This is a genomic window from Streptomyces sp. Root431 (assembly GCF_001426585.1).
GTDB lineage: Bacteria > Actinomycetota > Actinomycetes > Streptomycetales > Streptomycetaceae > Streptomyces > Streptomyces stackebrandtii.
The window spans coordinates 718135-740694 of sequence record NZ_LMEI01000013.1; the positions used below are offsets into that span (position 1 = coordinate 718135).

Consider the following 22560-nt stretch of genomic DNA (forward strand, 5'->3'; position numbering starts at 1 on the left):
GGTTGCCTTGCTCAGGCGGTGACTCGGCTCAGCTCGCGAAGACTTCGCGGAGCTTGGCCTCCTTCACGCTGTCCAGGTTGGACTGGATGAGCTCGGCGTGGCCGTTCGGGAAGGCGTCCTTGACGCGGTCGACGACGGCGTCGGCGGAGAGCAGGAAGAGCGCCGAACTGCCAGGCGTCACCTTCGACTTGACCGAGTCGATGAAGTCGTCGTCGATGCCGACGTCGGCCATCTTGCCGCCGAGCGCACCGGCGGCGGCGCCGACCGCCGCGCCGAGGAGTGGCATGAAGAAGAGGAGGCCGAAGAGCATGCCCCAGAAGGTGCCGGAGAGCGCGCCGGCGCCGGTGAGGTTGTTGAGCTGCTTCGTCTTGGGCTTGCTCGCTTCCTCCGGCCAGCTGACGGTGGCCGCGTCGATGACCTTGATCAGCTCCTGCTTCTGCAGCTGGAGCAGGGTGTCCTCCACGGCCCCGGCACCCTCGGGTGCGTCGAATTTCCACACGGTCAACGTGGCCACGTCCAGCCTCCAGAAGCTCGCCCGAGGGCGCTCGGCAACAGGTAGCCCCCAGTAAATGCGGTGATCACGAATGGCGCATCTCGGACAAATGGGTGGTGTGGTGAGGGTGGGTGAGGGATCCGGGCTCCCCGTAGGAGTGATCATCGGTGTGCCTGCGTGAAGGGGCGCGGCGCCCTGGCCAGGGTGGCGCGCATGCACCTTCCCTCCCCCTCGCCCTCCCTCTCGCCCTCTCTTCGCCTGCGCCGGGCGCTGCTCCCGGTCGTGGCCGCGGTCGCGCTGCTCGGCACGGCCGGCACGTCCGTGGTCACGGCGGCGGAGTCGTGCGGATCGATCATCACGGCCCCGCTCGCGCGGCCCGTCCCCGCCGACGACCCCTGTCCCAGCACCGACCCCGTCGTGTGCCGGATCCGCGTCCTGCCGATGGACGAGAAGGTCGAGGCCCAGCGGACGCGGATGGCGTACCACGGGCTCCTGGAGGACATGCACCGCACCGAGGCCGACATGCGGGAGGCGGGCTTCACCGACGAGGAGATCGCCCGGGAGCTGGTCGACATGCGGAACCAGGCGAAGGAGATCACCCGCGCGGGCATGAGCCCGGAGGAGGTCCGCATCCTGGAGGAGCGGAACCTCGCCAAGTACGGCAACCCGCTCGGCCCGACCGCGGATCAGCTGTACGCCAAGTACGGCTCCTGGCAGAAGGTCATCGACGCCTCGATGCGTACGAGCTACGCCGTCGACCGCGAGCTCAGCCTGGAGTACCGCCCCTGCCCCGTGTAGGGCCTGTTCGAGGATCTGCCCGAGGGTCCGTCCAAGGGTCCGTCCAAGGGCCCGTCCGAGGGCCTGCCTGTGCCCTCACATGCCAGAGGACCGGGCCGCGTGGTGCGGTCCGGCCCTCTGGGCCCGCCGTGCCGTGGCCGACACAGCGGTCCTACAGCTTGCTCATCTTGTTGTACGGGCTCAGGATCCGCTCCTGCACCGAGCCGAAGTCGACGAGTGCGGCGACTCCGTCCTCGATGCCGATCACTCGGCCGAGGCCGTACATGTCGTGTGTCACCTGGTCGCCCACGGCGAACTCCTTGGGCGGCGGGGCGACCGGGGCCTTGAAGGGACTGGTCGGCAAGTAGCGCTTCGGTGCAGCTGGCTTTGTCATTGCGACCAGTATGCGCCCGAGAACCCCTCTGTGCGGCGGTCGTCCGCCGACGAATGCGACGGAAGCCGGGGCCGGACCCTCTTCGGGGGAACGCCAGAGGGCCGGATCGCTTGCGCGGTCCGGCCCTCTGAGCTGGCGGAGGATACGAGATTCGAACTCGTGAGGGGTTGCCCCCAACACGCTTTCCAAGCGTGCGCCCTAGGCCTCTAGGCGAATCCTCCGCTCGGAACATTACATGACCGAGGAGGGTGCTCGCGAACTCGATTCGATCAAGGGGGTGCGAGGGGGGTCTGCGGAGGTCGTACGGAGTCGGGCGGAGGTCGCGAGGAGGTCGGCGGGGTTCGCCCGGGTGTCCCTCTGGGACGTCCTCTGAGACGTCCGCGCGAGGGTCCCGGCGAGGGCCCCGGCGAGGGCGGAAAAAGTGTGTGAGGGGGTGTGGGTCAGGGGGCTCCGGGGATCGGGTAGGCTGGGCGGAGCCCCTCACGTGGCGCTATCTGACTGAACTCCCCCAGGGCCGGAAGGCAGCAAGGGTAGGTTGGCTCTGGCGGGTGCGTGGGGGGCGCTTACGTTCCCGCGCGAAGTGGTTTCCGCCGGGTGCGTAAGAGCGTTCCGGCCCGGCGCGTAAGAGCGTTCCAGCCCGGCGCGTAAGAGGGCCCCGGCCCGGTGCGGAAGAGGTTCCGGCCCGGCGCGGAAGGTGTGGTGGCCGAGGCTCCGCCCGGTGGTTTTTCCCGGGTTGTCGGTGGGCGCCTATAACCTCGTATACGTGTCGTCTCTCGCGCTGTACCGCCGCTATCGCCCCGAGTCCTTCGCCGAGGTCATCGGGCAGGAGCATGTCACCGACCCGTTGCAGCAGGCCCTGCGGAACAACCGGGTCAATCACGCGTACCTGTTCAGCGGGCCCCGTGGGTGCGGAAAGACGACCAGTGCGCGGATCCTGGCCCGGTGCCTGAACTGTGAGCAGGGTCCGACCCCGACGCCCTGCGGCGAGTGCCAGTCCTGCCGCGACCTCGCGCGGAACGGGCCGGGGTCGATCGACGTCATCGAGATCGACGCCGCGTCCCACGGTGGTGTGGACGACGCCCGTGACCTGCGGGAGAAGGCCTTCTTCGGGCCCGCGTCCAGCCGGTACAAGATCTACATCATCGACGAGGCGCACATGGTCACCTCGGCGGGCTTCAACGCCCTCCTGAAGGTGGTCGAGGAGCCGCCGGAGCACCTCAAGTTCATCTTCGCCACGACCGAGCCCGAGAAGGTCATCGGGACCATCCGGTCGCGGACCCACCACTACCCCTTCCGGCTCGTGCCGCCCGGCACCCTGCGGGACTACCTCGGCCAGGTCTGCGGGCAGGAGGGCGCTCGGATCGAGGACGGCGTGCTGCCGCTCGTCGTGCGCGCCGGTGCCGGCTCCGTCCGTGACTCGATGTCCGTCATGGACCAGTTGCTGGCCGGCGCCGCCGACGACGGTGTGACGTACGCCATGGCGACCTCTCTCCTCGGGTACACGGACGGGTCCCTGCTCGACTCGGTCGTGGACGCCTTCGCGGCCGGTGACGGCGCCGCCGCGTTCGAGGTCGTCGACCGGGTCATCGAGGGCGGCAACGACCCCCGGCGGTTCGTCGCCGACCTCCTGGAGCGGCTGCGCGATCTCGTGATCCTCGCCGCCGTGCCGGACGCCGCCGAGAAGGGGCTCATCGACGCCCCGGTCGACGTGATCGAGCGCATGCAGGCCCAGGCGTCCGTCTTCGGTGCCGCCGAGCTCAGCAGGGCCGCCGACCTGGTCAACAGCGGACTGACCGAGATGCGCGGCGCCACCTCTCCCCGGCTCCAGCTGGAGCTGATCTGCGCGCGCGTGCTGCTGCCCGCCGCCTTCGACGACGAGCGTTCCTTCCAGGCGCGCCTCGACCGGCTGGAGCGCGGGGCGGCCGCCGGGGCCGGGCCCTCGCCCGTCTACACGCCCGCGCCGCAGGCGCCCGCCATGCCCGCCATGGGGTACGTGCCCGGGCCCGACGCCCACACGCCGATGGCCCCGCCCCCGCTTCCGCCCACCCCGGCCCCCGCGCCCGCTCCCGTGCAGGAACCCGCACCCGCCCCCGTACAGGCGCCCGTGCAGGAGCCCGCCCAGCCCCCCGCGTCCCGCCCCGGTGCCTGGCCCGGCGCCGCCGCCCCCGGCAGCGGTGCTCCCGGCGCGTGGCCCGGTGCGTCCGCCCCGGCCCCGGCCGCGCAGGCACCGGCGCCCGCCGCCCCCGCTCCCGTACACGCGCAGCCCGCGCCGCAGGCCCCCGCTCCCGCGGCCGGCGGAGGCGGCGGTGGAGACACGGCGCAGGTGCGGAACCTGTGGCCGCAGATCCTCGACGCCGTCAAGAACCGGCGCCGCTTCACCTGGATCCTGCTCAGCCAGAACGCGCAGGTGGCCGGCTTCGACGGCACCACCCTCCAGCTCGGCTTCCTCAACGCCGGCGCCCGCGACAACTTCGCGAGCAGCGGCAGCGAGGAGGTCCTGAAGCAGGCCCTCGCCGAGACGTTCAACGTGCAGTGGCGCGTCGAGGCGATCATCGACCCCTCGGGCGGAGCCAATCCGCCGCCCGCCGCCACCGGCTTCGGCGGCGGCCGGCCGCAGGCCTCCGCCCCCGCGCCCGCCTTCCAGCAGGCCCCGCCGCCCGCCCCCGTGCAGGCGCAGCCCACGCAGGCCTTCCCGCAGGCGTCCGTCCCCGCGCCCGCTCCGGCGCAGGCTCCCGCGCCCTCGTACGCGCCGCCCGCGCCGCAGCCCGTGGCGCCCGAGGACGACGTGCCGGAGGAGGACGATCCCGACCTCGTCGACTCCGCCCTCTCCGGTCACGACCTGATCGTGCGCGAGCTCGGAGCCACCGTTGTGGAGGAATACACGAACGACTAGGGCCGTCTCGCTCGGTGGCCCGCACAAGGGGCATCCCGGCCAGCGGGCTACCCTGGCTGGCGTGAAGGTCCTCGTCATCGGCGGCGGCGCCCGCGAACACGCCCTGTGCCGCTCTCTCTCCCTCGATCCCGACGTCACCGCTCTGCACTGCGCGCCCGGCAACGCCGGAATCGCGGAGGTCGCCGAGCTGCACCCCGTCGACCAGCTGGACGGCGACGCCGTCGCGCGCCTCGCCACCGAGCTCGGCGCCGACCTGGTCGTCGTCGGCCCGGAGGCCCCGCTGGTCGCGGGTGTCGCCGACGCCGTCCGCGCGGTCGGCATCCCCGTCTTCGGCCCGTCCCGTGAGGCGGCGCAGCTGGAGGGCTCCAAGGCGTTCGCCAAGGACGTCATGGCCGGCGCCGGCGTGCCCACCGCCCGCAGCTACGTCTGCACCACCCCTGAGGAGATCGACGAGGCGCTCGACGCCTTCGGCGCTCCGTACGTCGTCAAGGACGACGGCCTCGCCGCCGGCAAGGGCGTCGTGGTCACCGAGGACGTCGAGCAGGCCCGGGCGCACGCCCTCGCCTGCGACCGGGTCGTCATCGAGGAGTACCTCGACGGCCCGGAGGTCTCGCTCTTCGCGATCACCGACGGCGTCACCGTCCTCCCGCTCCGGCCCGCGCAGGACTTCAAGCGCGCGCTCGACGGCGACGAGGGCCCGAACACCGGCGGCATGGGCGCGTACTCGCCCCTGCCCTGGGCCGACCCCAAGCTGGTCGACGAGGTCATGGACAGCGTCCTGCAGCCCACGGTCGACGAGCTGCGCCGCCGCGGCACGCCGTTCTCCGGCCTGCTGTACGCGGGTCTGGCGATCACCGGTCGCGGTGTCCGGGTCATCGAGTTCAACGCGCGCTTCGGCGACCCCGAGACCCAGGTGGTCCTGGCCCGGCTGAAGACCCCGCTCGCGGGCGTCCTGCTGAACTCCGCCAACGGCACCCTGGACGACCAGGCGCCGCTGAGCTGGAGCGACGACGCCGCCGTCACCGTGGTCGTCGCCTCGCACAACTACCCGGAGACCCCGCGCACCGGCGACCCCATCGAGGGCCTGGACGCGATCGCGGAGCAGGACGCCCCGCACGCGTACGTCCTCCACGCGGGGACGAAGCGGGACGGCGACGTGATCGTGAGCGCGGGCGGCCGGGTCCTCTCGGTCACCGCGACCGGAACGGACCTGGCGCAGGCCCGCGAGCGCGCGTACGCGGCGGTCGGCCGTATCCGGCTCGACGGCTCGCAGCACCGCACGGACATCGCGCGGAAGGCCGCCGAGGCCTGATCCGGCGCGGCGTTCCGCCGCTTTTTCGTGCGGCCGTGCGGTGAACCGTACGGCCGCACGTATGCCATCACCTTTACCCAAAGCCATTCGATCGAGTGACGGCTCGGCCATCCGGATGACGCCCGCCACAGCCCCAACTAGGGTGCGGCGGAGGCGTTCCGGCACTTGGCCCACCGGCATTGCGGTGTCAGTGGCGGGTGCCACAGTGGGGGAGTGAGCAACACCGCCACAGGCAGTCCCGACGAGGGCAGGAGGGGGTGATGTACGGCGTGTCCGGTACCGGTGCCGTTGTCGGCGAGGAGTGGGGTGCGCGCGCCGCGCGCTCCCGGGCCCTCGCCGTCCTCCGTGTCCGTGGCAGGGCGTTGGGCCTCGCCGTGCTCCCCGCCGCGGTGGCCGTCGTTTTGTACGCGGGCGGGGTCACCGGCCACTTCACCGGGTCCGGCTGGGACACCGCCCGCTGGGTGGTGACCGTCCTCGCGGTCCTCGTCCTCCTCGCCGCCACGGCCGTCGCGCTCGTCGTCGCCCGCGCCCGGCCCGCCGCCACGCCCACCGTGGAGCTCTCCGAGACCGCGGCCCCCGACCTCTACCGGCTCGTGCGGGACCTGGCCGACCGGCTCGACGTCCCCGCGCCCTCCGCGATAGCCCTGACGCCGGACTGCGACAGCTGGCTGGAGGACCGCACCCACCGCGCCCACCGGGTGCACCACAAGCAGGTCCACCGGACGTCCGACGGCGCCGGAGCAGCCCCCGTCCTCGTCATAGGCTCGCCCTTCCTCTGGTGGATGCGGGTCGCCGAGCTGCGCGCGGTCCTCGCCCCGGTCGTCGCCGGTACGGGCCCGGCCGCCCACCCCGACATAGCCGCCGCCCGCCGCTTCGTCCGCGGTCTCGACGCCGCCGTCGCCGTCCCCGAGACCCCCGGGCTCGACCCCTTCCGCCGGCTCGGCGCCCACGGCGTCGGGCAGGTCGCCCGCGTCCTGCTGCGCGCCTGCCGAGGGCACGCGGGCGAGATGGAGCGCGGGGTGGCCGCCGCCGGTTCGGAGCGCGCGCAGGCCGTGGACTACGGCGTACGGATCGTCGCCCAGGAGCAGGTCGGCCTGGCCTACGCGGGCTGGGACCGGCTCCTGACCCGGGTCGCGCTGCCTGCCTGGCGCATGGGCCGCTGGCCCGCCAAGCTCGACGCGGGCGTGGTCTCCGCCCTGACGGAGCTCTCCCGCCGCGACCGGCTCGCGGACGGCTTCTCCTCCCGGCTCGGCGAGCGCCCCGCCTGCGACCTCCTGGAGGAGCCCGGCGCGGTCGACGAGGCCACCTCGCTGCTCGCCGCCCGCCTCTTCCACGGCGGCCCGGCCGAGGCCGGCCCCGACTGGTCCCCGGTGGAGTGGAGCCAGTACCCGGAGGAGGTCGTCGACCGGAAGTGGCGTACGGACGCGGCCCGGCTCCACGAGGTCCTCGACCGGCTCGGCGTCGCCGACTCGGCCGCCCGACCCTCGACCGCCGCCGACGGCCCGACCCTGACGCGGGTGATGGCGCACTTGTCGATCGCTCCTTCCGCGAAGGAGCAGCCCCCGGCCCCGGCCGATGCGCACGCCCCGGCCGAGGCGCACGCCCCCGACGACGTCGACGACCTGTCCGCGCTCGACGACGAGCCGCAGGCCAACCCCGCTGCCGACGCCCTCGCCGGAGCGCTCAGCGCGCTCCTCGCCCGTGAGGAGGCCGCACGGGAGGCCCGCGCGGCCGCCACCGCCGCCGAGGCCGCGAAGACGGCGGCCGCGGCGCCGAGCACCGCGACCCCGCACCCGGCCGTCAGCGGTCCCGACGGACCCCTGCCGCTCTTCCCGCTCCAGCCGCCCCGGACCGGCCGCGACCTGCTCGCCGACCACGTGACCGCGATGGTCTGCTGCGCGGCCGTCGACACCGCGGAGGCCGTCCCCGGCCTCGACTGGCTGGACGGCCCCGCCCTGATCGTCGGCGGCGAGCGCGCCTCGGACCTCGGCCCCCGGGTCCTCGCCCTCGTCGAGGACGGCGATCCGGAGCCCCTGCGCGCCTGGCTCGCCCGCACCGGAGTCCGCCCGGAGAAGCCCGTGCGCCTGGTCTGAACGCGCCCCGGAAGCGCCCCCGGAACCGCCCCCGGAGCCACGCCGGAACCGCCCCCGAACGGGCCCCGCCACCGCCCCGTCCCGGAGCCCCGGCTTCCACTCTCGTCAATTCACGACGAACGGTGACGGAGTGCGTGCGTTATGTGATGTGCTGGAGACCGTCACTGACAAAGGCAAGAACCACAGGCACTGACCAGCCGACCGGGGGAGTCGAGGGAGGGGCGCAGCATGGGGGCCGAGCAGATCAGACGGTGGGAGTCCGGCGCGCTGGCGCACGCCGTGAGCGATCCCTTCGGACAGGGCCCGCTGCCCTGGCTCCGCGGTTCGGAGAACTACTTCGACGACACGGGCCAGGTGGTCCCCTGGTACGCGGACGAGATCCTGGCCCGCGGCGGCAGCGGCGGCCCGCGCACGGCCGACGACGTCCGGCGCCAGATCAAGGGGTTCGCCTCGACCGGTGCCGTGGCGCCCGGTGAGTCGATCGACTTCCACATCACCGTGGACCCGCCGCAGCAGTTCCTGGTCGACGTCTACCGGATCGGTCACTACGGCGGCGACGGCGCCGCGAAGATCACCACGAGCCCGCGGCTCTCGGGGATCGTCCAGCCCGCCCCGCTCACCGCCGACCGCACGGTCTCCTGTCACCACTGGTGGCAGTCCTGGCGGCTCCAGGTCCCGACGTACTGGTCGATCGGCGCGTACGTCGCCGTCCTCACCACCGCCGACGGCTACCGCTCCCACATCCCCTTCACGGTCCGCGACAGCCACCCGGCGGACCTCCTCCTCGTCCTGCCCGACGTGACCTGGCAGGCGTACAACCTCTATCCGGAGGACGGCCGCACCGGCGCCAGCCTCTACCACGCCTGGGACGAGGAGGGCCGGCTGCTCGGCGAGGAGGACGCGGCCGTCACCGTCTCCTTCGACCGCCCGTACGCGGGCGCGGGCCTGCCCCTGCACGTCGGCCACGCCTACGACTTCATCCGCTGGGCCGAGCGGTACGGCTACGACCTCGCCTACGCGGAGACCCGCGACCTGCACGCGGGCCGGATCGACCCCAGCCGCTACCGGGGCCTGGTCTTCCCCGGCCACGACGAGTACTGGTCGGCGCCGATGCGCAGGACCGCCGAGCTCGCCCGCGACCAGGGCACGTCCCTCGTCTTCCTCTCCGCCAACACCATGTACTGGCAGGTGGAGCTGGGCCCGTCCCCGTCCGGGGTGCCGGACCGCCTCCTCACCTGCCGCAAGCGGCGCGGCCCCGGCCGCCCCGCCCTCTGGCGCGAGGTCGACCGGCCCGAGCAGCGGCTCCTCGGCATCCAGTACGCGGGCCGGGTGCCCGAACCGCACCCGATGGTCGTGCGGAACGCCGAGCACTGGCTCTGGGAGGCCACCGGCGCCGGCGACGGCGACGAGCTGCCCGGTCTCGTCGCGGGCGAGGCCGACCGCTACTTCCCGCGCACCGCGCTCCCCGAGCACCAGGGCCGCATCCTGCTGGCCCACTCGCCCTACCGGGACGGCGACGGGGCGGTGCGCCACCAGGAGACCTCGCTCTACAAGGCGCCGTCCGGCGCCTGGGTCTTCGCCTCCGGCACCTTCGCCTGGTCGCCGGCGCTGGACCGCCCGGGCCACGTCGACGCCCGGGTCCAGCGCGCCACGGCCAACCTCCTCGACCGGATCTGCAAGAGGGACTGAGCGGGGAGTCACAGCACCTGGCGGCGGGGTCCGCCCGGATGTGCGAGAGAATCGGACACGCTCCTGGATCAACCTACGCGGAGGAACCGTGTCCGGATTCGTAGAAAAGCCCGAGCCTGTGCAGGTCCCGGGCCTCACCCATCTCCACACGGGCAAGGTCCGCGACCTGTACCGGAACGAGGCAGGGGACCTCGTCATGGTGGCGAGCGACCGCATGTCCGCGTACGACTGGGTCCTGCCGACCGAGATCCCCGACAAGGGGCGGGTCCTGACCCAGCTCTCCCTGTGGTGGTTCGACCGGCTCTCCGACCTGGTCCCGCACCACGTCCTCTCCACCGAGGTCCCGGCCGGCGCCCCCGCCGACTGGGCGGGTCGCACCACGGTCTGCAAGTCGCTGAACATGGTCCCGGTCGAGTGCGTCGCCCGCGGCTACCTCACCGGCTCCGGCCTCGTCGAGTACGACGAGTCCCGCACGGTCTGCGGCCTCGCGCTCCCCGAGGGCCTCAGCGACGGCTCCGAGCTGCCCGCCCCGATCTTCACCCCGGCCACCAAGGCCGCGGTCGGCGACCACGACGAGAACGTCTCGTACGAGGAGGTTGCCCGCCAGGTCGGCGCCGAGACGGCCGCCCTGCTGCGTCAGACGACCCTCTCCGTCTACTCCCGGGCCCGGGACATCGCCCGCGAGCGCGGGATCATCCTCGCCGACACGAAGTTCGAGTTCGGCTTCGAGAGCACCCCGGACGGCGACCGTCTCGTCCTCGCCGACGAGGTCCTCACCCCGGACTCCTCGCGCTTCTGGCCGGCCGACCAGTGGCAGCCGGGCCGCACCCAGCCCTCGTACGACAAGCAGTTCGTGCGGAACTGGCTGACGTCCCCGGCCTCGGGCTGGGACCGCAAGAGCGAGACGCCGCCGCCGCCGCTCCCGCAGGAGGTCGTCGAGGCGACGCGCGCCAAGTACCTGGAGGCGTACGAGCTGCTGACCGGCAAGGCCTGGTCCGACAGCTTCTAGGAGCGCGCAGGGGAATGAGAAAGCCCCCGGTCGATTCGACCGGGGGCTTCTTCATGGAGCGGACGACGAGATTCGAACTCGCGACCCTCACCTTGGCAAGGTGATGCTCTACCAACTGAGCCACGTCCGCATGCGCCGTAGCGCGGAGCTAACTATACCCATCCTTTCGCCTGCGCGAGACGCACGGCCGTGTGACGGTTCTCGGCACCGAGCTTCGCGGCGGCCGAGGAGAGGTAGTTCCGGACGGTTCCGGGGGAGAGTGAGGCCCGCCGGGCGATCTCCGCGACGGGTGCCCCGTCGGCGGAGAGTTCGAGGACTTCGGCCTCCCGCGCGGTCAGCGGGGAGTCCCCGGCGGCGATGGCGTCGGACGCCAACTCCGGGTCCACGTAACGGTTTCCGGCGTGCACGGTACGGATGATCTCGGCGAGCCGCTGGGCGCTGACGGTCTTCGGGACGAAGCCGCGGACGCCCGCGGAGAGGGCCCGCTTGAGGTGCCCGGGACGGCCGTGACCGGTCACGATCATGGTGCGGCAGCCGGGCAGTTCGTCCCGCAGAAGCGTGGCGACCGTCACACCGTCCGCGCCTGGCATCTGCAGATCCAGCACGGCGACATCGGGGCGGTGGGCGATGGCCATGGCGATCGCCTCGGGCCCGGTCGCGGCCTCGGCGACGACGACGAGGTCGTCCTCCAGACCGAGCAGCGCGGCGAGCGCGCCGCGGATCAGATGCTCGTCGTCGGCGAGCAGGAGGCGTACGGGCGAGGTCATCCGGCCGCCTCCGTACGGGACATACCGGATGTACGGGGCACGGGGACCCGGGCCGTCACCAGGAACGTGCCGCCGTCGCCCGGCCCGGCCTCCAGGCTCCCGCCGACGGCCGCGAGCCGCTCCCGAAGCCCGGCAAGCCCCGAACCGGGCCCGCCCCCGATCCCACCACCGGGCCCCCGACCGATCCCGGCACCGGACCCGTCCCCGATCCCACCACCGGGCCCGCGACCGACCTCGGCACCGGCCCCTTCCCCGACCTTGCCCCCGGCCCCGTCCCCGATCCCGGAAGGGCTCCCCGCCCCGTCGTTCTCCACCGTCAGCAGCACGGCACCCTCCTCCTCGCGGACGGCGATCGCGCAGCGCCGCGCGTCCCCGTGCCTCAGTACGTTCGTCGTGGTCTCCCGGACCACCCACCCGAGCGCCGCCTGCACCTCGTCGGGCAGCAGGACCCCAGGGGACCGGACGTCGCAGTCGATCCCGGCCGCGTCGAGGACCCCCCGCGCGCCCTCCAGCTCCACCCGCAGATCCGCCTCGCGGTAGCCGCGCACGACGTCCCGCACCTCCCGCTGGGACTCCCGGGCGATGCGCTGCACCTCGATCATCTGGTCGACGGCCTCGGGCCGTTCGCGCCGGGCGAGCTGGACGGCGAGCTCGCTCTTGAGGGCGATCACGGACAGGTTCCGGCCGAGGATGTCGTGCAGGTCCCGGCCGAACCGCAGCCGTTCCTCGGCGACGGCGAGCCGGGCCTGCACGTCCCGGGAGCGCTCCAGCTCCCAGACGATCTTCATCAGCCAGGCGGAGAAGCCGCAGGCGGCGGCGAGGCCGCCACCGCCCAGGGTGATCCCGACCGCGTAGCCGAGGCCCTCGCCCGGGTGGATGCCCATCGCCACGACCGCGACGCAGGTCGCGAGCCCCGCGGCGGGGACGACGTACAGCATGCGCCGGGGCCGGCGCGCGCAGAGCACGAGCCCGCCCATGGCGAAGGTGACCAGGCCCGTGACGACGGCGGCGGCGACCGAGGCGTCCAGCACGTCCGTGGCCCGCAGCGCGAGCACCGTCAGCGAGCCGCTCGCGGTCAGCAGGATCATCGACGCCGCGAGCCTGACCGGCCGGTCACGCCGGTCCAGGGCCCAGTCCAGGGCGCGTGAGGAGAGCACGGCGTTCAGCACGGAGTGCGCGAGGACCAGCAGCGTCAGCGCGAGCCCGAGCGGGCTGGCGAGCGGGTTGTACCGGGAGTCCGCGACCGGCACCAGGCCGATGGCGGCGATCTCGATCAGCAGGAAGAAGTGGAAGCTCCACCGGGTGTACAGCTCGACCTTGGCCGCGCTGCCGCGCCCGCTCCACCACCCCGTCAGCCTGGACACGTGCCCGGCCCCCCGTTCCGTCCCTCATTCACCTGCGGGGTTCCCAGCGGAACCACGTGCGGACAGCAAACACGGTGAGGGCGCCCCAGACCAGCGTGGTGAGCGCGGCGGTCAGCAGGTCCTCGGTGTCGCCGGCGCCGAGCCACCCGGCCCGGACGAACTCCATGACTCCGCTGAACGGCAGCAGCCGGGCGATGTTCGCGGCCGGGTCGGGAAGGAGGTCGAGGGGGACCATCAGCCCCGAGCCCATCGCCGAGATCAGGAAGAACGGCAGGGTGGTGAGGCCCGCGCTCTCGACGTTCCGCGTGATGGCGGTGGTCGCGGCCGCCAGTCCGGCGAGCAGCAGGATCGCGGCGAGCAGGCCGAGCACGAGCAGGTCCGGCCGCCGGGGCGCGGGGACGTCGAGGACGAGGACGCCGCCGACGGCGAGGACGGCGCACTGGAGGAGCGCGATGGCGGCGGACGGGAGTGCGGCGCCGCCGAGGATCTCCAGGTCGGTCGCCTCGCCCGTGCGCAGCCGCTTGAGGACGAGCTCCTCGCGGCGGGCCACGAGGGCGGAGACGAGGCCCATGTAGACGACGAGGACGAGGACCAGCCCGGTCCCGCCGATGACGGTGGTTCCCGCCATGCCGCCGGGCAGCTCGTCCGAACCCATCTGCCCGAGAGAGGACCGCAGCACGAAGATCATCAGCAGCGGCATCAGGAGGGCGATGAAGAGATTGTTCTTGTTCCGCCCGAGGAGGGTCAGTTCGGCCCGTCCGAGCGAGGTCATCCGGCGTGCGGTCGCGTTCATCGGGCGGTCTCCAGGTCCCCGTCCCGGTCCACGTCCAGGGCGTCGGTGCGGGAGGCGATCTCCAGGAACGCCTCTTCGAGGGTGGCCGAGCGGGCGTCGAGCCCGTGGAGCCGTACGCCCGCCTCGCGGGCCCAGTCGAGGAGTTCGCCGAGCGCGTCCTGCAACGCGTGCGTACGGATCTCCACGCGCGGGCCCTCGGCGGCGGCCTTCAGACCGAGCGGCAGGCGGGCGGGCGCGATCCCCTCGGGGAGGGTGAAGCGGATCCGGGCGGGCCGGGCGGCGGTGACCTCGGACGGGGTGCCGGAGAGCACGATCCGCCCCTGGTGCATGATCGCGAGCCGGTCGGCCAGGGACTCGGCCTCCTCCAGGTAGTGCGTGGTGAGGAGCACGGTCGTCCCCTCGTCGCGCAGCGCCCGCACCAGTTCCCAGGTGTCGTGCCGTCCTTCGGCGTCGAGGCCGGTGGTGGGTTCGTCGAGGAAGAGGACCTCGGGGCGGCCGAGGAGCGCGAGGGCGAGGTCGAGCCGGCGCCGTTCGCCGCCGGAGAGCTGCTTGATCCGGACCTTCTCGCGGGATGCGAGGCCGACGGCGTCGAGTGCTTCGCGGGCGGGCCGGGCGTTGCTGGTGCAGCCTGCCCACATCCGTACGGTTTCGGCCACGGTCAGATCGCTGGGGAAGCCGCCCTCCTGGAGCATCACGCCGATGCGGGGGCGGACGGCGGCCCGTTCGCGGTACGGGTCGTGGCCGAGGACGCGGGCGGTTCCGGCGCTGGGGGCGGCGAGGCCCTCCAGGAGTTCGACGGTGGAGGTCTTGCCGGCGCCGTTGGTGCCGAGGAGGGCGAAGATCTCGCCGCGGGGGACGGTGAAGGAGATGCCGCGCACGGCCTCGAAGCCGCCGGAGTAGCCGCGGCGCAGGCCTTCCGCTTCGATCGCGTTGGTCATGGGTCCAGCCTTCCGGCGGCCGGGCCCGTCCGGCAGTGCGCGCTGTCATCGCGGCTTCTGACAAATGTCATGGCGGCGCAGGGCGTACGGGGACACGACGAAGGCCCCGGTTCAGAGAACCGGGGCCTTCGACTTCCTGAGCGGACGACGAGATTCGAACTCGCGACCCTCACCTTGGCAAGGTGATGCTCTACCAACTGAGCCACGTCCGCATGCCTCCGACCGACTTTCATCGGGCGGCGCGAGCACCACTCTACCTGATGCACCGGAGTGCTTGGTAATGCGATGCAGAGCGGGTGACAGGAATTGCACACTGCGCCTTCCCCCTGGAAGGGGGATGTTCTGCTACTGAACTACACCCGCACGCTGCGTGAGGTTCGGCCCTGCGGCCTCGCCCCTCGGCGTGTTCCAGACTCTAGCGGATCATGGGGGGTGGAATGCAAATCCGCTCCGCGCGTCGGCTCAGCTCGCGGCGTGGAAGGCCTCGTAGACCTTCTTCGGGATGCGGCCCCTCGCGGGCACGTCCATCTTGTTGGACTGGGCCCAGGCGCGGACGGCCGCCGGGTCGGGTGCGAGCGAGGTGCGGGTGTACGTCTCGACGCCCGCCCGTTCCCTCGTGCCGCCCTTCGCGCCGGCCTGCTGCTTGCGGCCTGCGGCGAGGTAGGGGGCGAGGGTCTTGCGGAGTTTCTTTGCATTGGCAGCATTCAGGTCGATCTCGTACGTCTTCCCGTCGAGGCCGAACGCGACCGTCTCAGCAGCTTCTCCGCCGTCGATGTCATCGGAGAGAGTGACCACCACACGCTGAGCCACGGATATCGGTCCTTTCCTGCGGCCGTCGGGGTCGGAAGGACGCTTGTGACGTCTCTGACGTGCGACGATGCCGACCGTTCGGCTGTGCCGGGACAATGCTGCTTTCCTCTGCATTCCTTTGTACAGCGGTAGGCATCGCATTGTGAAGCCCCGGCAATTGTTTCAGCGTGTCCCGGTGGATTGGGGGACGCAATATTTCGCTGGAATTTTGCGCGCGAGTGTGCGTGCGGGGGGTGCCGGGGGTTCGCGCTCCGTTCGTGGTCCGTTCACGGCGCTTTGGGGATCTCTTTGGAGGATCCTTCAGATCTCTACCCGCGTAGAATTTGGAGGCAGGTACGCTGAGGGAACCGCCCACGCAACACACCACCGGGAGTGCCAGTGGCACGCGTCGTAGTCGACGTCATGCTCAAGCCGGAGATTCTGGACCCTCAGGGGCAGGCGGTGCAGCGTGCACTGCCCCGCCTGGGATTCGCCGGAATCGCCGACGTCCGTCAGGGGAAGCGCTTCGAGCTGGAGGTGGAGGGGCCGGTCGACGACGCCGCCCTCGCCCGCATCCATGAGATGGCCGAAACCTTCCTTGCAAACACCGTGATCGAAGACTTCGTCGTGAAGGTCGAGTCGTGACCGCACGCATCGGCGTCGTCACGTTCCCCGGAACGCTCGACGACCAGGACGCGCTGCGCGCCGCCCGCCTCGCGGGCGCCGAGCCCGTCTCGCTCTGGCACCGCGACAAGGACCTCAAGCAGGTCGACGCCGTGGTCCTCGCCGGCGGTTTCTCCTACGGCGACTACCTGCGGGCCGGAGCCATCTCCCGCTTCTCGCCGGTGATGGAGAGCATCATCGAGCAGGCGAAGGCCGGCATGCCGGTCCTCGGCATCTGCAACGGCTTCCAGATCCTCACCGAGGCCCATCTGCTGCCGGGCGCGATGCTGCGCAACAACCACCTCCACTTCATCTGCCGCGACCAGAAGCTGCGGGTGGAGAACGCGGAGACCGCCTGGACGTCCGACTACGAGCGGGGCCAGGAGATCGAGGTCCCGCTCAAGAACATGGACGGCCGGTACGTCGCCGACGAGCGCACGCTCGACGAGCTGGAGGCCGAGGGGCGGGTGGCCTTCCGCTACCTGGACATGAACCCCAACGGCTCGCTGCGCGACATCGCGGGCATCACCAACGCCGCGGGCAACGTGGTCGGCCTCATGCCGCACCCGGAGCACGCCGTCGAGCCGCTGGTCGGCACGGGCAAGACGGACGGCCTCGGTTTCTTCACCTCGATCCTCAAGAAGCTGGTCAACGCCTGATGAGCCTCGACACCGTCAAGCACGCGAGCGAGACGCCGGACAGCGAGCAGCCCTGGAAGGAGCTCGGCCTCAAGGAGGACGAGTACGCGCGCATCCGCGAGATCCTGGGCCGCCGTCCCACCGGCGCCGAGCTCGCCATGTACTCCGTCATGTGGTCCGAGCACTGCTCCTACAAGAGCAGCAAGGTCCACCTGAAGCAGTTCGGCGAGAAGGTCCCGGAGAACGACGCCATGCTCGTCGGCATCGGCGAGAACGCCGGCGTCGTCGACGTGGGCCAGGGGTACGCGGTCACCTTCAAGGTGGAGTCGCACAACCACCCCTCGTACATCGAGCCCTACCAGGGCGCGGCCACCGGCGTCGGCGGCATCGTCCGCGACATCCTCGCCATGGGTGCCCGCCCGGTCGCGGTCGTCGACCCGCTGCGCTTCGGCGCCGCCGACCACCCCGACACCAAGCGCGTGCTGCCCGGTGTCGTCGCCGGCATCGGCGGCTACGGCAACTGCCTGGGCCTGCCGAACATCGGCGGCGAGGTCGTCTTCGACTCCTGCTACCAGGGCAACCCGCTGGTCAACGCCGGCTGCATCGGCGTGATGAAGCACGAGGACATCCACCTCGCCAAGGCCTCCGGCCCCGGCAACAAGGTGATCCTCTACGGCGCCCGCACGGGTGGCGACGGCATCGGCGGCGTCTCGGTCCTCGCGTCCGAGACCTTCGACGACACGAAGCCCACCAAGCGCCCCGCCGTCCAGGTCGGCGACCCCTTCCAGGAGAAGCTCCTCATCGAGTGCACCCTGGAGATCTTCAAGGAGAAGCTGGTCGCGGGCATCCAGGACCTCGGCGGCGCCGGGCTCTCCTGCGCCACGTCCGAGCTGGCCTCCGCGGGCTCCGGCGGCATGCACGTCGACCTCGAGAAGGTCCACCTGCGCGACGCCACGCTCTCGCCCGAGGAAATCCTCATGAGCGAGTCGCAGGAGCGCATGTGCGCGATCGTCGAGCCGCAGCACGTCGACCGCTTCCTGGAGATCTGCGAGAAGTGGGACGTCATCGCGGTCGTCATCGGTGAGGTGACGGACGGCGAGCGCCTGGAGATCTTCTGGCACGGCGAGCAGATCGTCGACGTGCCGCCGCGGTCCGTCGCCCACGAGGGCCCGACGTACCACCGGCCGTACGCCCGCCCGGAGTGGCAGGACGCGCTCCAGGCCGACGACGCGAACAAGCTGCCCCGGCCGCAGACCGGCGAGGAGCTGAAGGACCAGGTCCTGAAGCTCGTCTCCTCCCCGAACCAGGCCTCGAAGTCCTGGATCACGGACCAGTACGACCGGTTCGTGCAGGGCAACACGGTCCTGGCGCAGCCCGAGGACGCCGGCATGGTCCGCATCGACGAGGAGACCAACCTCGGCGTGGCCATGGCGACCGACGGCAACGGCCGGTACGCGAAGCTCGACCCGTACACGGGTGCGCAGCTCGCGCTCGCGGAGGCGTACCGCAACGTCGCCGCGTCCGGTGCCAAGCCGCTCGCCATCTCGGACTGCCTGAACTTCGGTTCGCCCGAGGACCCGGCCGTGATGTGGCAGTTCGCCGAGGCCACCCGTGGTCTCGCGGACGGCTGCCTCCAGCTCGGCACCCCGGTCACCGGTGGCAACGTCTCGCTCTACAACCAGACGGGCGAGACGGCGATCCACCCGACGCCGGTCGTGGCCGTGCTCGGTGTGATCGACGACGTCAACCGCCGTACGCCGATCGCCTTCGCGGAAGAGGGCCAGCTCCTCTACCTGCTCGGCGACACGCGTGAGGAGTTCGGCGGCTCGGCTTGGTCCGAGGTCGTCCACCAGCACCTCGGCGGTCTGCCGCCGGCCGTGGACCTGGACCGGGAGAAGCTGCTCGGCGAGATCCTGATCTCGGCCTCGCGCGACGGCATGATCGACGCGGCGCACGACCTGTCCGACGGCGGTCTCGTGCAGGCGGTCGTCGAGTCCTGCCTGCGCGGCGGGAACGGCGCGCGCCTGGTCGTCCCGGAGGGCCTGGACGCCTTCACCTTCCTCCTCAGCGAGTCGGCGGGCCGTGCGGTCGTCGCCGTCCCGCGCAGCGAGGAGCTCCGCTTCACCGACATGTGCGGTGCGCGGGGTCTGCCGGCGACCCGGATCGGTGTCGTCGACGGTGACGCCGTGGACGTCCAGGGCGAGTTCGCGCTCTCCCTGGAGGAGCTGCGTACGGCCCACGAGGCGACGATCCCGGCCCTGCTGGCCTGATCCGACCTGCTCCGAGAGAGCCCCCGCCCCTTCCGGGTGGGGGCTTTCCCGTTTTCCGACCGCTTCCCGCTTGCACGAGATTACGTAATTACGTAATCTCCGCGTCATGGAGCTGGAAGAGCGGGTCGCCGAACTCGAACGGCGCATGGCCGCCCTTGAGGGCGCCGAGCGCCCCGTCCCCGAGGCCGCCGACGCCACGTTCTGGGCGCTGGAAGGGCTCAAGGCGGACCTCGCGGGAGCGGGTGCGCGGGGCGAGGACGGCGGTGTGCTGTTCACGGGTACGGTCCGGCTGCCCACCGACGAGCGGTACGAGTGGCAGTTCGGCGCGCTCACCGAGCGGCTGCTCGACGAGGAGTGGGCCGAGACCGCGGACTCCTTCGCGGCGCTCGGCCATCCCGTACGGCTCCGGCTGCTGCGGGAGATCCTCGGCGGCCGCCGTACCGCCGCCGGACTGGCGGAGCTCGCGGAGATCGGCACGACCGGCCAGATCTACCACCACCTCCGGCAGTTGACCGGCGCCGGCTGGCTCCACACCACCGGCCGCGGCCGCTACGAGGTGCCCGCGGCCCGGGTCGTCCCGCTCCTCGTGATGCTCACCGCGGCCCGCCCGTAGGAACCGACAGGGGGAACGTCCATGTTTTCGCGCACGTCCGCGTTACTGCTCCACCGCGCGCTCTGGCTGCTGTTCGTCGTGCAGGCCCTCGCCTCGGTGGCCGTCGAGCCGCCGTGGCCGTACTGGGCGGGCTGGCTCCCGGCGATCGCCGCCGGCGGACTCGGCCTCGCGCTCTCCGTGACCGCCCGCCGCCGGATCGCGGCGCGGCCGCGCGAGACCGTCGAGGTGGCCCCGCCGGTCGCCGGCCGCTGGTCCGCGCTCAACAGCCCGGCCGACCGGACGCCGAGCCACGGCACGCACCAGTACGGCCAGACGTACGCCATCGACATCGTCGAGGAGGACGAGAAGCGCCCCCGCCCCGCCTTCGCCTGGCTCTGGCCCCTCGTCCGCGGCAACCGCCACTTCCCGGCCTTCGACGCGCCCCTGCTCGCCGTGGCCGACGCGACCGTGGTCCACGCCGAGGACGGCCAGCGCGACCACCTCAGCCGCAACTCGCTGCCCGCGCTGGTCTACCTGATGCTGATCGAGTCCTCCGTCCGGGCGCTCGCCGGCCCCCGCCGCGTGACCGGGAACCACCTCGTCCTCGACCTGGGCGACGGGACGTACGCGATGTACGCGCACCTGCGGCGCGGCTCGCTCGCCGTCCGTACCGGCGACCGGGTCGTCGCCGGCCAGGAACTCGCCCGGTGCGGCAACTCCGGCAACTCCACGGAGCCCCACGTCCACTTCCAGCTCATGGACGGCCCGGACCTGGCCACGGCCAGCGGCATCCCGTTCACCTGGCACGGCGTCGGCGTACCGGCGAACGGCGAGACCTTCACGGCGCCGGGCTACGCGGCGGCCTGACCCCAGAAGGCGTCGGACTGGTCGATGTCCGCGACGCACTCGTCGATGTCGGTGATCTTGCCGCCCATGATCGTGAAGATCAGCGCGCCCTTCATCTCGATGCCCCGGTCACCGCGCGTGGCGTAGAACGTGTTCGCCGCCACCGCGTGGCCCCGGCCGTCGACGGACACGCTGTCCATCTCCACCCGCATCTCTCCACCGGTGAGCTCGAACATCTTCCGGTACATGTCGAGGATGTTGTCGCGGCCCTTGAAGTGCCCGGATATCTGGCTGTGGCCGGGCGAGTGGTGCGTGCAGTCCGCCGTCATCAGGCTGCCGACGGTCTCCATGTCTCCTTTGGTCCACGCCTCGAAACCCTTGAGGACCAGGGCGATGTCAGGGTGCTCAGCCATGGCTGCTCGACCCCTCTCGTACGCGTTGAGGTCTGTGCGGGTAGCCCTCCCTCTCCCAGTCTCCGGCTACCCTCGCCCCCATGCCACCGGCCAAGAAGCGCGCCCGCAGTTACGACTCCGCCAAGACCCGGGCCGCCGTGCTCGCCCAGTTCGGGCACGTAAGGGAGGCGGTCGCGGGGCTCACGCCGGAGCAGCTCGACGCTCCGACCCGGCTGGGGGCGTGGACGGTACGGGATCTGGCGGCGCACTTCACGATGGTGCTCGGCTCCCTGGCCCGGAAGCTCACGGAGCCCGAGCCGGCCGGGCGGGAGCTCGTCCTGGTCGACTGGCCCCTGGCCACGGCGACGGCCGCCGGGAGCATCGACGAGGACACCCGGGCGATCGACACGGCCGACCTGCCGGCGCTGTACGCGGAGACCCTAGCGCGGTACGAGGAGGGGATCGGTGCCGTCTCCGACGAGCGGCTCGTCCCGACCCGCTTCGGCGCGATGCGGCTCGGCGACTTCCTGGTGACGCGGACCGTCGAACTCGTCGTCCACACCGACGACCTGAACGCGGCGACCGGCCTGCACATCCCGTACGACCGCCAGGCCCTCGCCGCCTGCACCCGCCTGCTCGCCGACGCCCTCGCCGCGAAGGCCCCCGGCGGCGCCGTCGAGGTGCGGATCCCGCCGTACGCGGTCGTGCAGTGCGTGGAGGGCCCCCGGCACACCCGGGGCACCCCGCCGAACGTCGTCGAGACGGACCCGCTGACCTGGATCAGGCTCGCGACCGGGCGCGCGGAGTGGGCGGAAGAGCGGGACGCGGCCCGCGTCAGCGCGAGCGGCGAGCGCGCGGACCTGAGCGGCGTACTCCCCGTCCTTTCCTAGAGACCCGTCCGGAGACCCGTCCGGAGACCCGTCCGGAGAACCCTCCGGGGACCCGTCCGCCGTACAGCACCCGGGGCCCCGCGGAACCGGACGGCCCGCCGCTCCGTCCCACATCCATGCCGAAGCCACGCGTCCTCGCCGTCCTGGTCCCGCTCCTTCTGCTCAGCGCCACCGCCACCGCCTGCGGTACGGAACAGGGTCCCGGTGCGGCCGGCGCCGGGACCGTCGATCCCGGCCTGCCCGTCAGCGGGACGCACTGGTCGATCAAGGCCGTGACGGTCGACGGCAGCAAGTCCACCGCCCCCGCCGGCGCGCGCGTCGAGTTCAAGGAGGACGGCCGGGCCCAGGGGAACACCGGCTGCAACCACTTCGGCGCGACCGTCGCCGTGAACGGCGACACCCTCACCGTCACGCAGAACGAGATCACCGAGATCGGCTGTCCCGGCGACCGGCAGCGCTTCGAGAAGGACCTGATCAAGGCCTTCTCCGGCCCGCTCAAGGGCACGATCAAGGGGGAGCGGTTCACCCTCGCCTCGGCCGACGGCCGGAACGGCCTCGAACTGTCCTCGGAGCCGGGCGCCCCGCTGCGCGGCACCACCTGGAAGGTCGACTCCCTCCTCTCCGGCACGACGGCCTCCTCGCTGCCCGCCGGCAGCGGGAGCAAGGCGCGCTTCGTGATCGGCGAGGACGGTCGGGTCAGCGGGAACCTGGGCTGCAACAACTTCTCCGCCACCGTCCGGGTCGACGGCACCACCCTCACCGTCGAGGGCCCGGCGGCGACCACCCGCATGATGTGCGCGAGCGCGGAGATGGAGCTGGAGACGAAGCTGTACGAGCTCCTCGACGGCCCGCTCACCTACCGCCTCGACCACCGCACCCTGACCCTCACGGACTCCTCAGGGGAGGGCCTCACGGCCACGGCGGCCCCGTAGAGGAGCAGCCCGTCACCCACGGGACC

The 22560-nt window shown here is 72.1% G+C and carries 21 protein-coding genes, 4 tRNA genes and 1 other RNA gene; 14 read left to right on the forward strand and 12 right to left on the reverse strand.

From position 1 onward, the window contains the following. Positions 1-28 precede the first annotated feature (28 nt). Positions 29-514, reverse strand: a complete 486-nt coding sequence (locus ASC82_RS28740; RefSeq protein ID WP_056654041.1) for a DUF1269 domain-containing protein — start codon at positions 512-514, stop codon at positions 29-31. A gap of 192 nt (positions 515-706) precedes the next feature. On the opposite strand from ASC82_RS28740, the gene ASC82_RS28745 reads away from it, so the two are divergent. After that, the gene (locus ASC82_RS28745; RefSeq protein WP_056654411.1) at positions 707-1291 is read left to right on the forward strand and encodes a hypothetical protein; all 585 of its coding nucleotides are present in this window, start codon (positions 707-709) and stop codon (positions 1289-1291) included. Positions 1292-1442: 151 nt separating this feature from the next. On the opposite strand, the gene ASC82_RS28750 is transcribed toward ASC82_RS28745, so the two are convergent. Together ASC82_RS28750 and ASC82_RS28755 are read right to left on the reverse strand one after the other, a co-directional pair. Further along, positions 1443-1664, reverse strand: a complete 222-nt coding sequence (locus tag ASC82_RS28750) for a hypothetical protein (protein WP_056654044.1) — start codon at positions 1662-1664, stop codon at positions 1443-1445. A 133-nt stretch (positions 1665-1797) separates the two neighbouring features. Further along, positions 1798-1885 (reverse strand) — tRNA-Ser (locus ASC82_RS28755). Positions 1886-2135: 250 nt separating this feature from the next. Between ASC82_RS28755 and ffs the strand changes: the two genes are divergently transcribed. The 6 genes from ffs to ASC82_RS28780 all read left to right on the forward strand — a co-directional run bounded on the left by ffs (position 2136) and on the right by ASC82_RS28780 (position 10660). Next, an RNA gene (gene ffs / locus ASC82_RS29795) (signal recognition particle sRNA small type) lies at positions 2136-2234 on the forward strand. Positions 2235-2427: 193 nt separating this feature from the next. Further along, entirely contained in the window at positions 2428-4557 is a 2130-nt protein-coding gene (locus ASC82_RS28760; RefSeq protein ID WP_056654046.1) for a DNA polymerase III subunit gamma and tau, read from the forward strand. A 61-nt stretch (positions 4558-4618) separates the two neighbouring features. Then, positions 4619-5869, forward strand: coding sequence for a phosphoribosylamine--glycine ligase (purD, locus tag ASC82_RS28765; RefSeq protein WP_056654049.1), 1251 nt, complete (start codon positions 4619-4621; stop codon positions 5867-5869). A gap of 260 nt (positions 5870-6129) precedes the next feature. After that, positions 6130-7962: a hypothetical protein gene (locus ASC82_RS28770; protein ID WP_056654052.1), complete on the forward strand. Its 1833-nt coding sequence runs from the start codon at positions 6130-6132 to the stop codon at positions 7960-7962. Positions 7963-8190: 228 nt separating this feature from the next. Continuing rightward, positions 8191-9651 carry a N,N-dimethylformamidase beta subunit family domain-containing protein gene (locus tag ASC82_RS28775; protein ID WP_056654055.1) on the forward strand — a complete coding sequence of 487 codons (1461 nt, stop codon included), beginning with the start codon at positions 8191-8193 and terminating at the stop codon, positions 9649-9651. Between the two features lie 88 nt (positions 9652-9739). Then, positions 9740-10660, forward strand: coding sequence for a phosphoribosylaminoimidazolesuccinocarboxamide synthase (locus tag ASC82_RS28780; RefSeq protein ID WP_056654058.1), 921 nt, complete (start codon positions 9740-9742; stop codon positions 10658-10660). A gap of 54 nt (positions 10661-10714) precedes the next feature. Here ASC82_RS28780 and ASC82_RS28785 read toward each other — a convergent pair. From ASC82_RS28785 to ASC82_RS28820, 8 genes are all read right to left on the reverse strand, one after another. Then, positions 10715-10790, reverse strand: a tRNA-Gly gene (locus ASC82_RS28785). A 22-nt stretch (positions 10791-10812) separates the two neighbouring features. Continuing rightward, positions 10813-11427, reverse strand: a complete 615-nt coding sequence (locus tag ASC82_RS28790; RefSeq protein WP_056654061.1) for a response regulator transcription factor — start codon at positions 11425-11427, stop codon at positions 10813-10815. Then, positions 11424-12791 carry a histidine kinase gene (locus ASC82_RS28795; RefSeq protein WP_056654064.1) on the reverse strand — a complete coding sequence of 456 codons (1368 nt, stop codon included), beginning with the start codon at positions 12789-12791 and terminating at the stop codon, positions 11424-11426. The genes ASC82_RS28790 and ASC82_RS28795 overlap by 4 nt, the downstream gene beginning before the upstream one ends. 28 nt (positions 12792-12819) lie before the next feature. Then, a complete protein-coding gene (locus ASC82_RS28800) occupies positions 12820-13584 on the reverse strand; it encodes an ABC transporter permease (protein ID WP_056654067.1) in 765 nt (254 codons plus the stop codon). After that, the gene (locus ASC82_RS28805) at positions 13581-14522 is read right to left on the reverse strand and encodes an ABC transporter ATP-binding protein (protein ID WP_056654069.1); all 942 of its coding nucleotides are present in this window, start codon (positions 14520-14522) and stop codon (positions 13581-13583) included. The genes ASC82_RS28800 and ASC82_RS28805 overlap by 4 nt, the downstream gene beginning before the upstream one ends. 139 nt (positions 14523-14661) lie before the next feature. Next, positions 14662-14734 (reverse strand) — tRNA-Gly (locus ASC82_RS28810). Between the two features lie 79 nt (positions 14735-14813). After that, positions 14814-14885, reverse strand: a tRNA-Gly gene (locus ASC82_RS28815). Between the two features lie 99 nt (positions 14886-14984). Then, positions 14985-15332: an Lsr2 family protein gene (locus ASC82_RS28820; RefSeq protein WP_079039536.1), complete on the reverse strand. Its 348-nt coding sequence runs from the start codon at positions 15330-15332 to the stop codon at positions 14985-14987. Between the two features lie 378 nt (positions 15333-15710). Between ASC82_RS28820 and purS the strand changes: the two genes are divergently transcribed. From purS to ASC82_RS28845, 5 genes are all read left to right on the forward strand, one after another. Continuing rightward, entirely contained in the window at positions 15711-15956 is a 246-nt protein-coding gene (purS, locus tag ASC82_RS28825) for a phosphoribosylformylglycinamidine synthase subunit PurS (RefSeq protein WP_015035032.1), read from the forward strand. Continuing rightward, positions 15953-16633, forward strand: coding sequence for a phosphoribosylformylglycinamidine synthase subunit PurQ (gene purQ / locus ASC82_RS28830; protein ID WP_056654072.1), 681 nt, complete (start codon positions 15953-15955; stop codon positions 16631-16633). Before purS ends, purQ begins: the two co-directional genes overlap by 4 nt. Beyond that, the gene (gene purL, locus ASC82_RS28835; protein ID WP_056654075.1) at positions 16633-18882 is read left to right on the forward strand and encodes a phosphoribosylformylglycinamidine synthase subunit PurL; all 2250 of its coding nucleotides are present in this window, start codon (positions 16633-16635) and stop codon (positions 18880-18882) included. Before purQ ends, purL begins: the two co-directional genes overlap by 1 nt. Before the next feature lie 106 nt (positions 18883-18988). Then, a complete protein-coding gene (locus tag ASC82_RS28840; RefSeq protein WP_056654079.1) occupies positions 18989-19495 on the forward strand; it encodes a winged helix-turn-helix domain-containing protein in 507 nt (168 codons plus the stop codon). A 21-nt stretch (positions 19496-19516) separates the two neighbouring features. Next, the gene (locus tag ASC82_RS28845) at positions 19517-20341 is read left to right on the forward strand and encodes a M23 family metallopeptidase (protein ID WP_056654082.1); all 825 of its coding nucleotides are present in this window, start codon (positions 19517-19519) and stop codon (positions 20339-20341) included. On the opposite strand, the gene ASC82_RS28850 is transcribed toward ASC82_RS28845, so the two are convergent. After that, a complete protein-coding gene (locus ASC82_RS28850; RefSeq protein WP_056654086.1) occupies positions 20326-20733 on the reverse strand; it encodes a nuclear transport factor 2 family protein in 408 nt (135 codons plus the stop codon). The genes ASC82_RS28845 and ASC82_RS28850 overlap by 16 nt on opposite strands. An 80-nt stretch (positions 20734-20813) precedes the next feature. Here ASC82_RS28850 and ASC82_RS28855 point away from each other — a divergent pair, with 80 nt between their 5' ends. Both ASC82_RS28855 and ASC82_RS28860 read left to right on the forward strand, forming a co-directional pair. After that, complete coding sequence (locus ASC82_RS28855; protein ID WP_056654088.1) at positions 20814-21602, forward strand: maleylpyruvate isomerase family mycothiol-dependent enzyme; 789 nt, start codon at positions 20814-20816, stop codon at positions 21600-21602. 116 nt (positions 21603-21718) lie between these two features. Next, on the forward strand, positions 21719-22534 hold the full coding sequence (locus tag ASC82_RS28860) for an META domain-containing protein (RefSeq protein WP_056654092.1): 816 nt from the start codon (positions 21719-21721) through the stop codon (positions 22532-22534). Positions 22535-22560 lie beyond the last annotated feature (26 nt).

Excerpts from the sequence above, each read along its gene's own strand:
- ASC82_RS28805 (WP_056654069.1), bottom strand. The coding sequence starts at position 14,522 with ATGACCAACGCGATCGAAGCGGAAGGCCTGCGCCGCGGCTACTCCGGC.
- ASC82_RS28860 (WP_056654092.1), top strand. The coding sequence starts at position 21,719 with ATGCCGAAGCCACGCGTCCTCGCCGTCCTGGTCCCGCTCCTTCTGCTC.
- ASC82_RS28745 (WP_056654411.1), top strand. The coding sequence starts at position 707 with ATGCACCTTCCCTCCCCCTCGCCCTCCCTCTCGCCCTCTCTTCGCCTG.
- ASC82_RS28775 (WP_056654055.1), top strand. The coding sequence starts at position 8,191 with ATGGGGGCCGAGCAGATCAGACGGTGGGAGTCCGGCGCGCTGGCGCAC.
- purL (WP_056654075.1), top strand. The coding sequence starts at position 16,633 with ATGAGCCTCGACACCGTCAAGCACGCGAGCGAGACGCCGGACAGCGAG.
- ASC82_RS28800 (WP_056654067.1), bottom strand. The coding sequence starts at position 13,584 with ATGAACGCGACCGCACGCCGGATGACCTCGCTCGGACGGGCCGAACTG.
- ASC82_RS28855 (WP_056654088.1), top strand. The coding sequence starts at position 20,814 with ATGCCACCGGCCAAGAAGCGCGCCCGCAGTTACGACTCCGCCAAGACC.
- ASC82_RS28850 (WP_056654086.1), bottom strand. The coding sequence starts at position 20,733 with ATGGCTGAGCACCCTGACATCGCCCTGGTCCTCAAGGGTTTCGAGGCG.
- ASC82_RS28770 (WP_056654052.1), top strand. The coding sequence starts at position 6,130 with ATGTACGGCGTGTCCGGTACCGGTGCCGTTGTCGGCGAGGAGTGGGGT.
- ASC82_RS28845 (WP_056654082.1), top strand. The coding sequence starts at position 19,517 with ATGTTTTCGCGCACGTCCGCGTTACTGCTCCACCGCGCGCTCTGGCTG.
- ASC82_RS28790 (WP_056654061.1), bottom strand. The coding sequence starts at position 11,427 with ATGACCTCGCCCGTACGCCTCCTGCTCGCCGACGACGAGCATCTGATC.
- ASC82_RS28750 (WP_056654044.1), bottom strand. The coding sequence starts at position 1,664 with ATGACAAAGCCAGCTGCACCGAAGCGCTACTTGCCGACCAGTCCCTTC.
- ASC82_RS28840 (WP_056654079.1), top strand. The coding sequence starts at position 18,989 with ATGGAGCTGGAAGAGCGGGTCGCCGAACTCGAACGGCGCATGGCCGCC.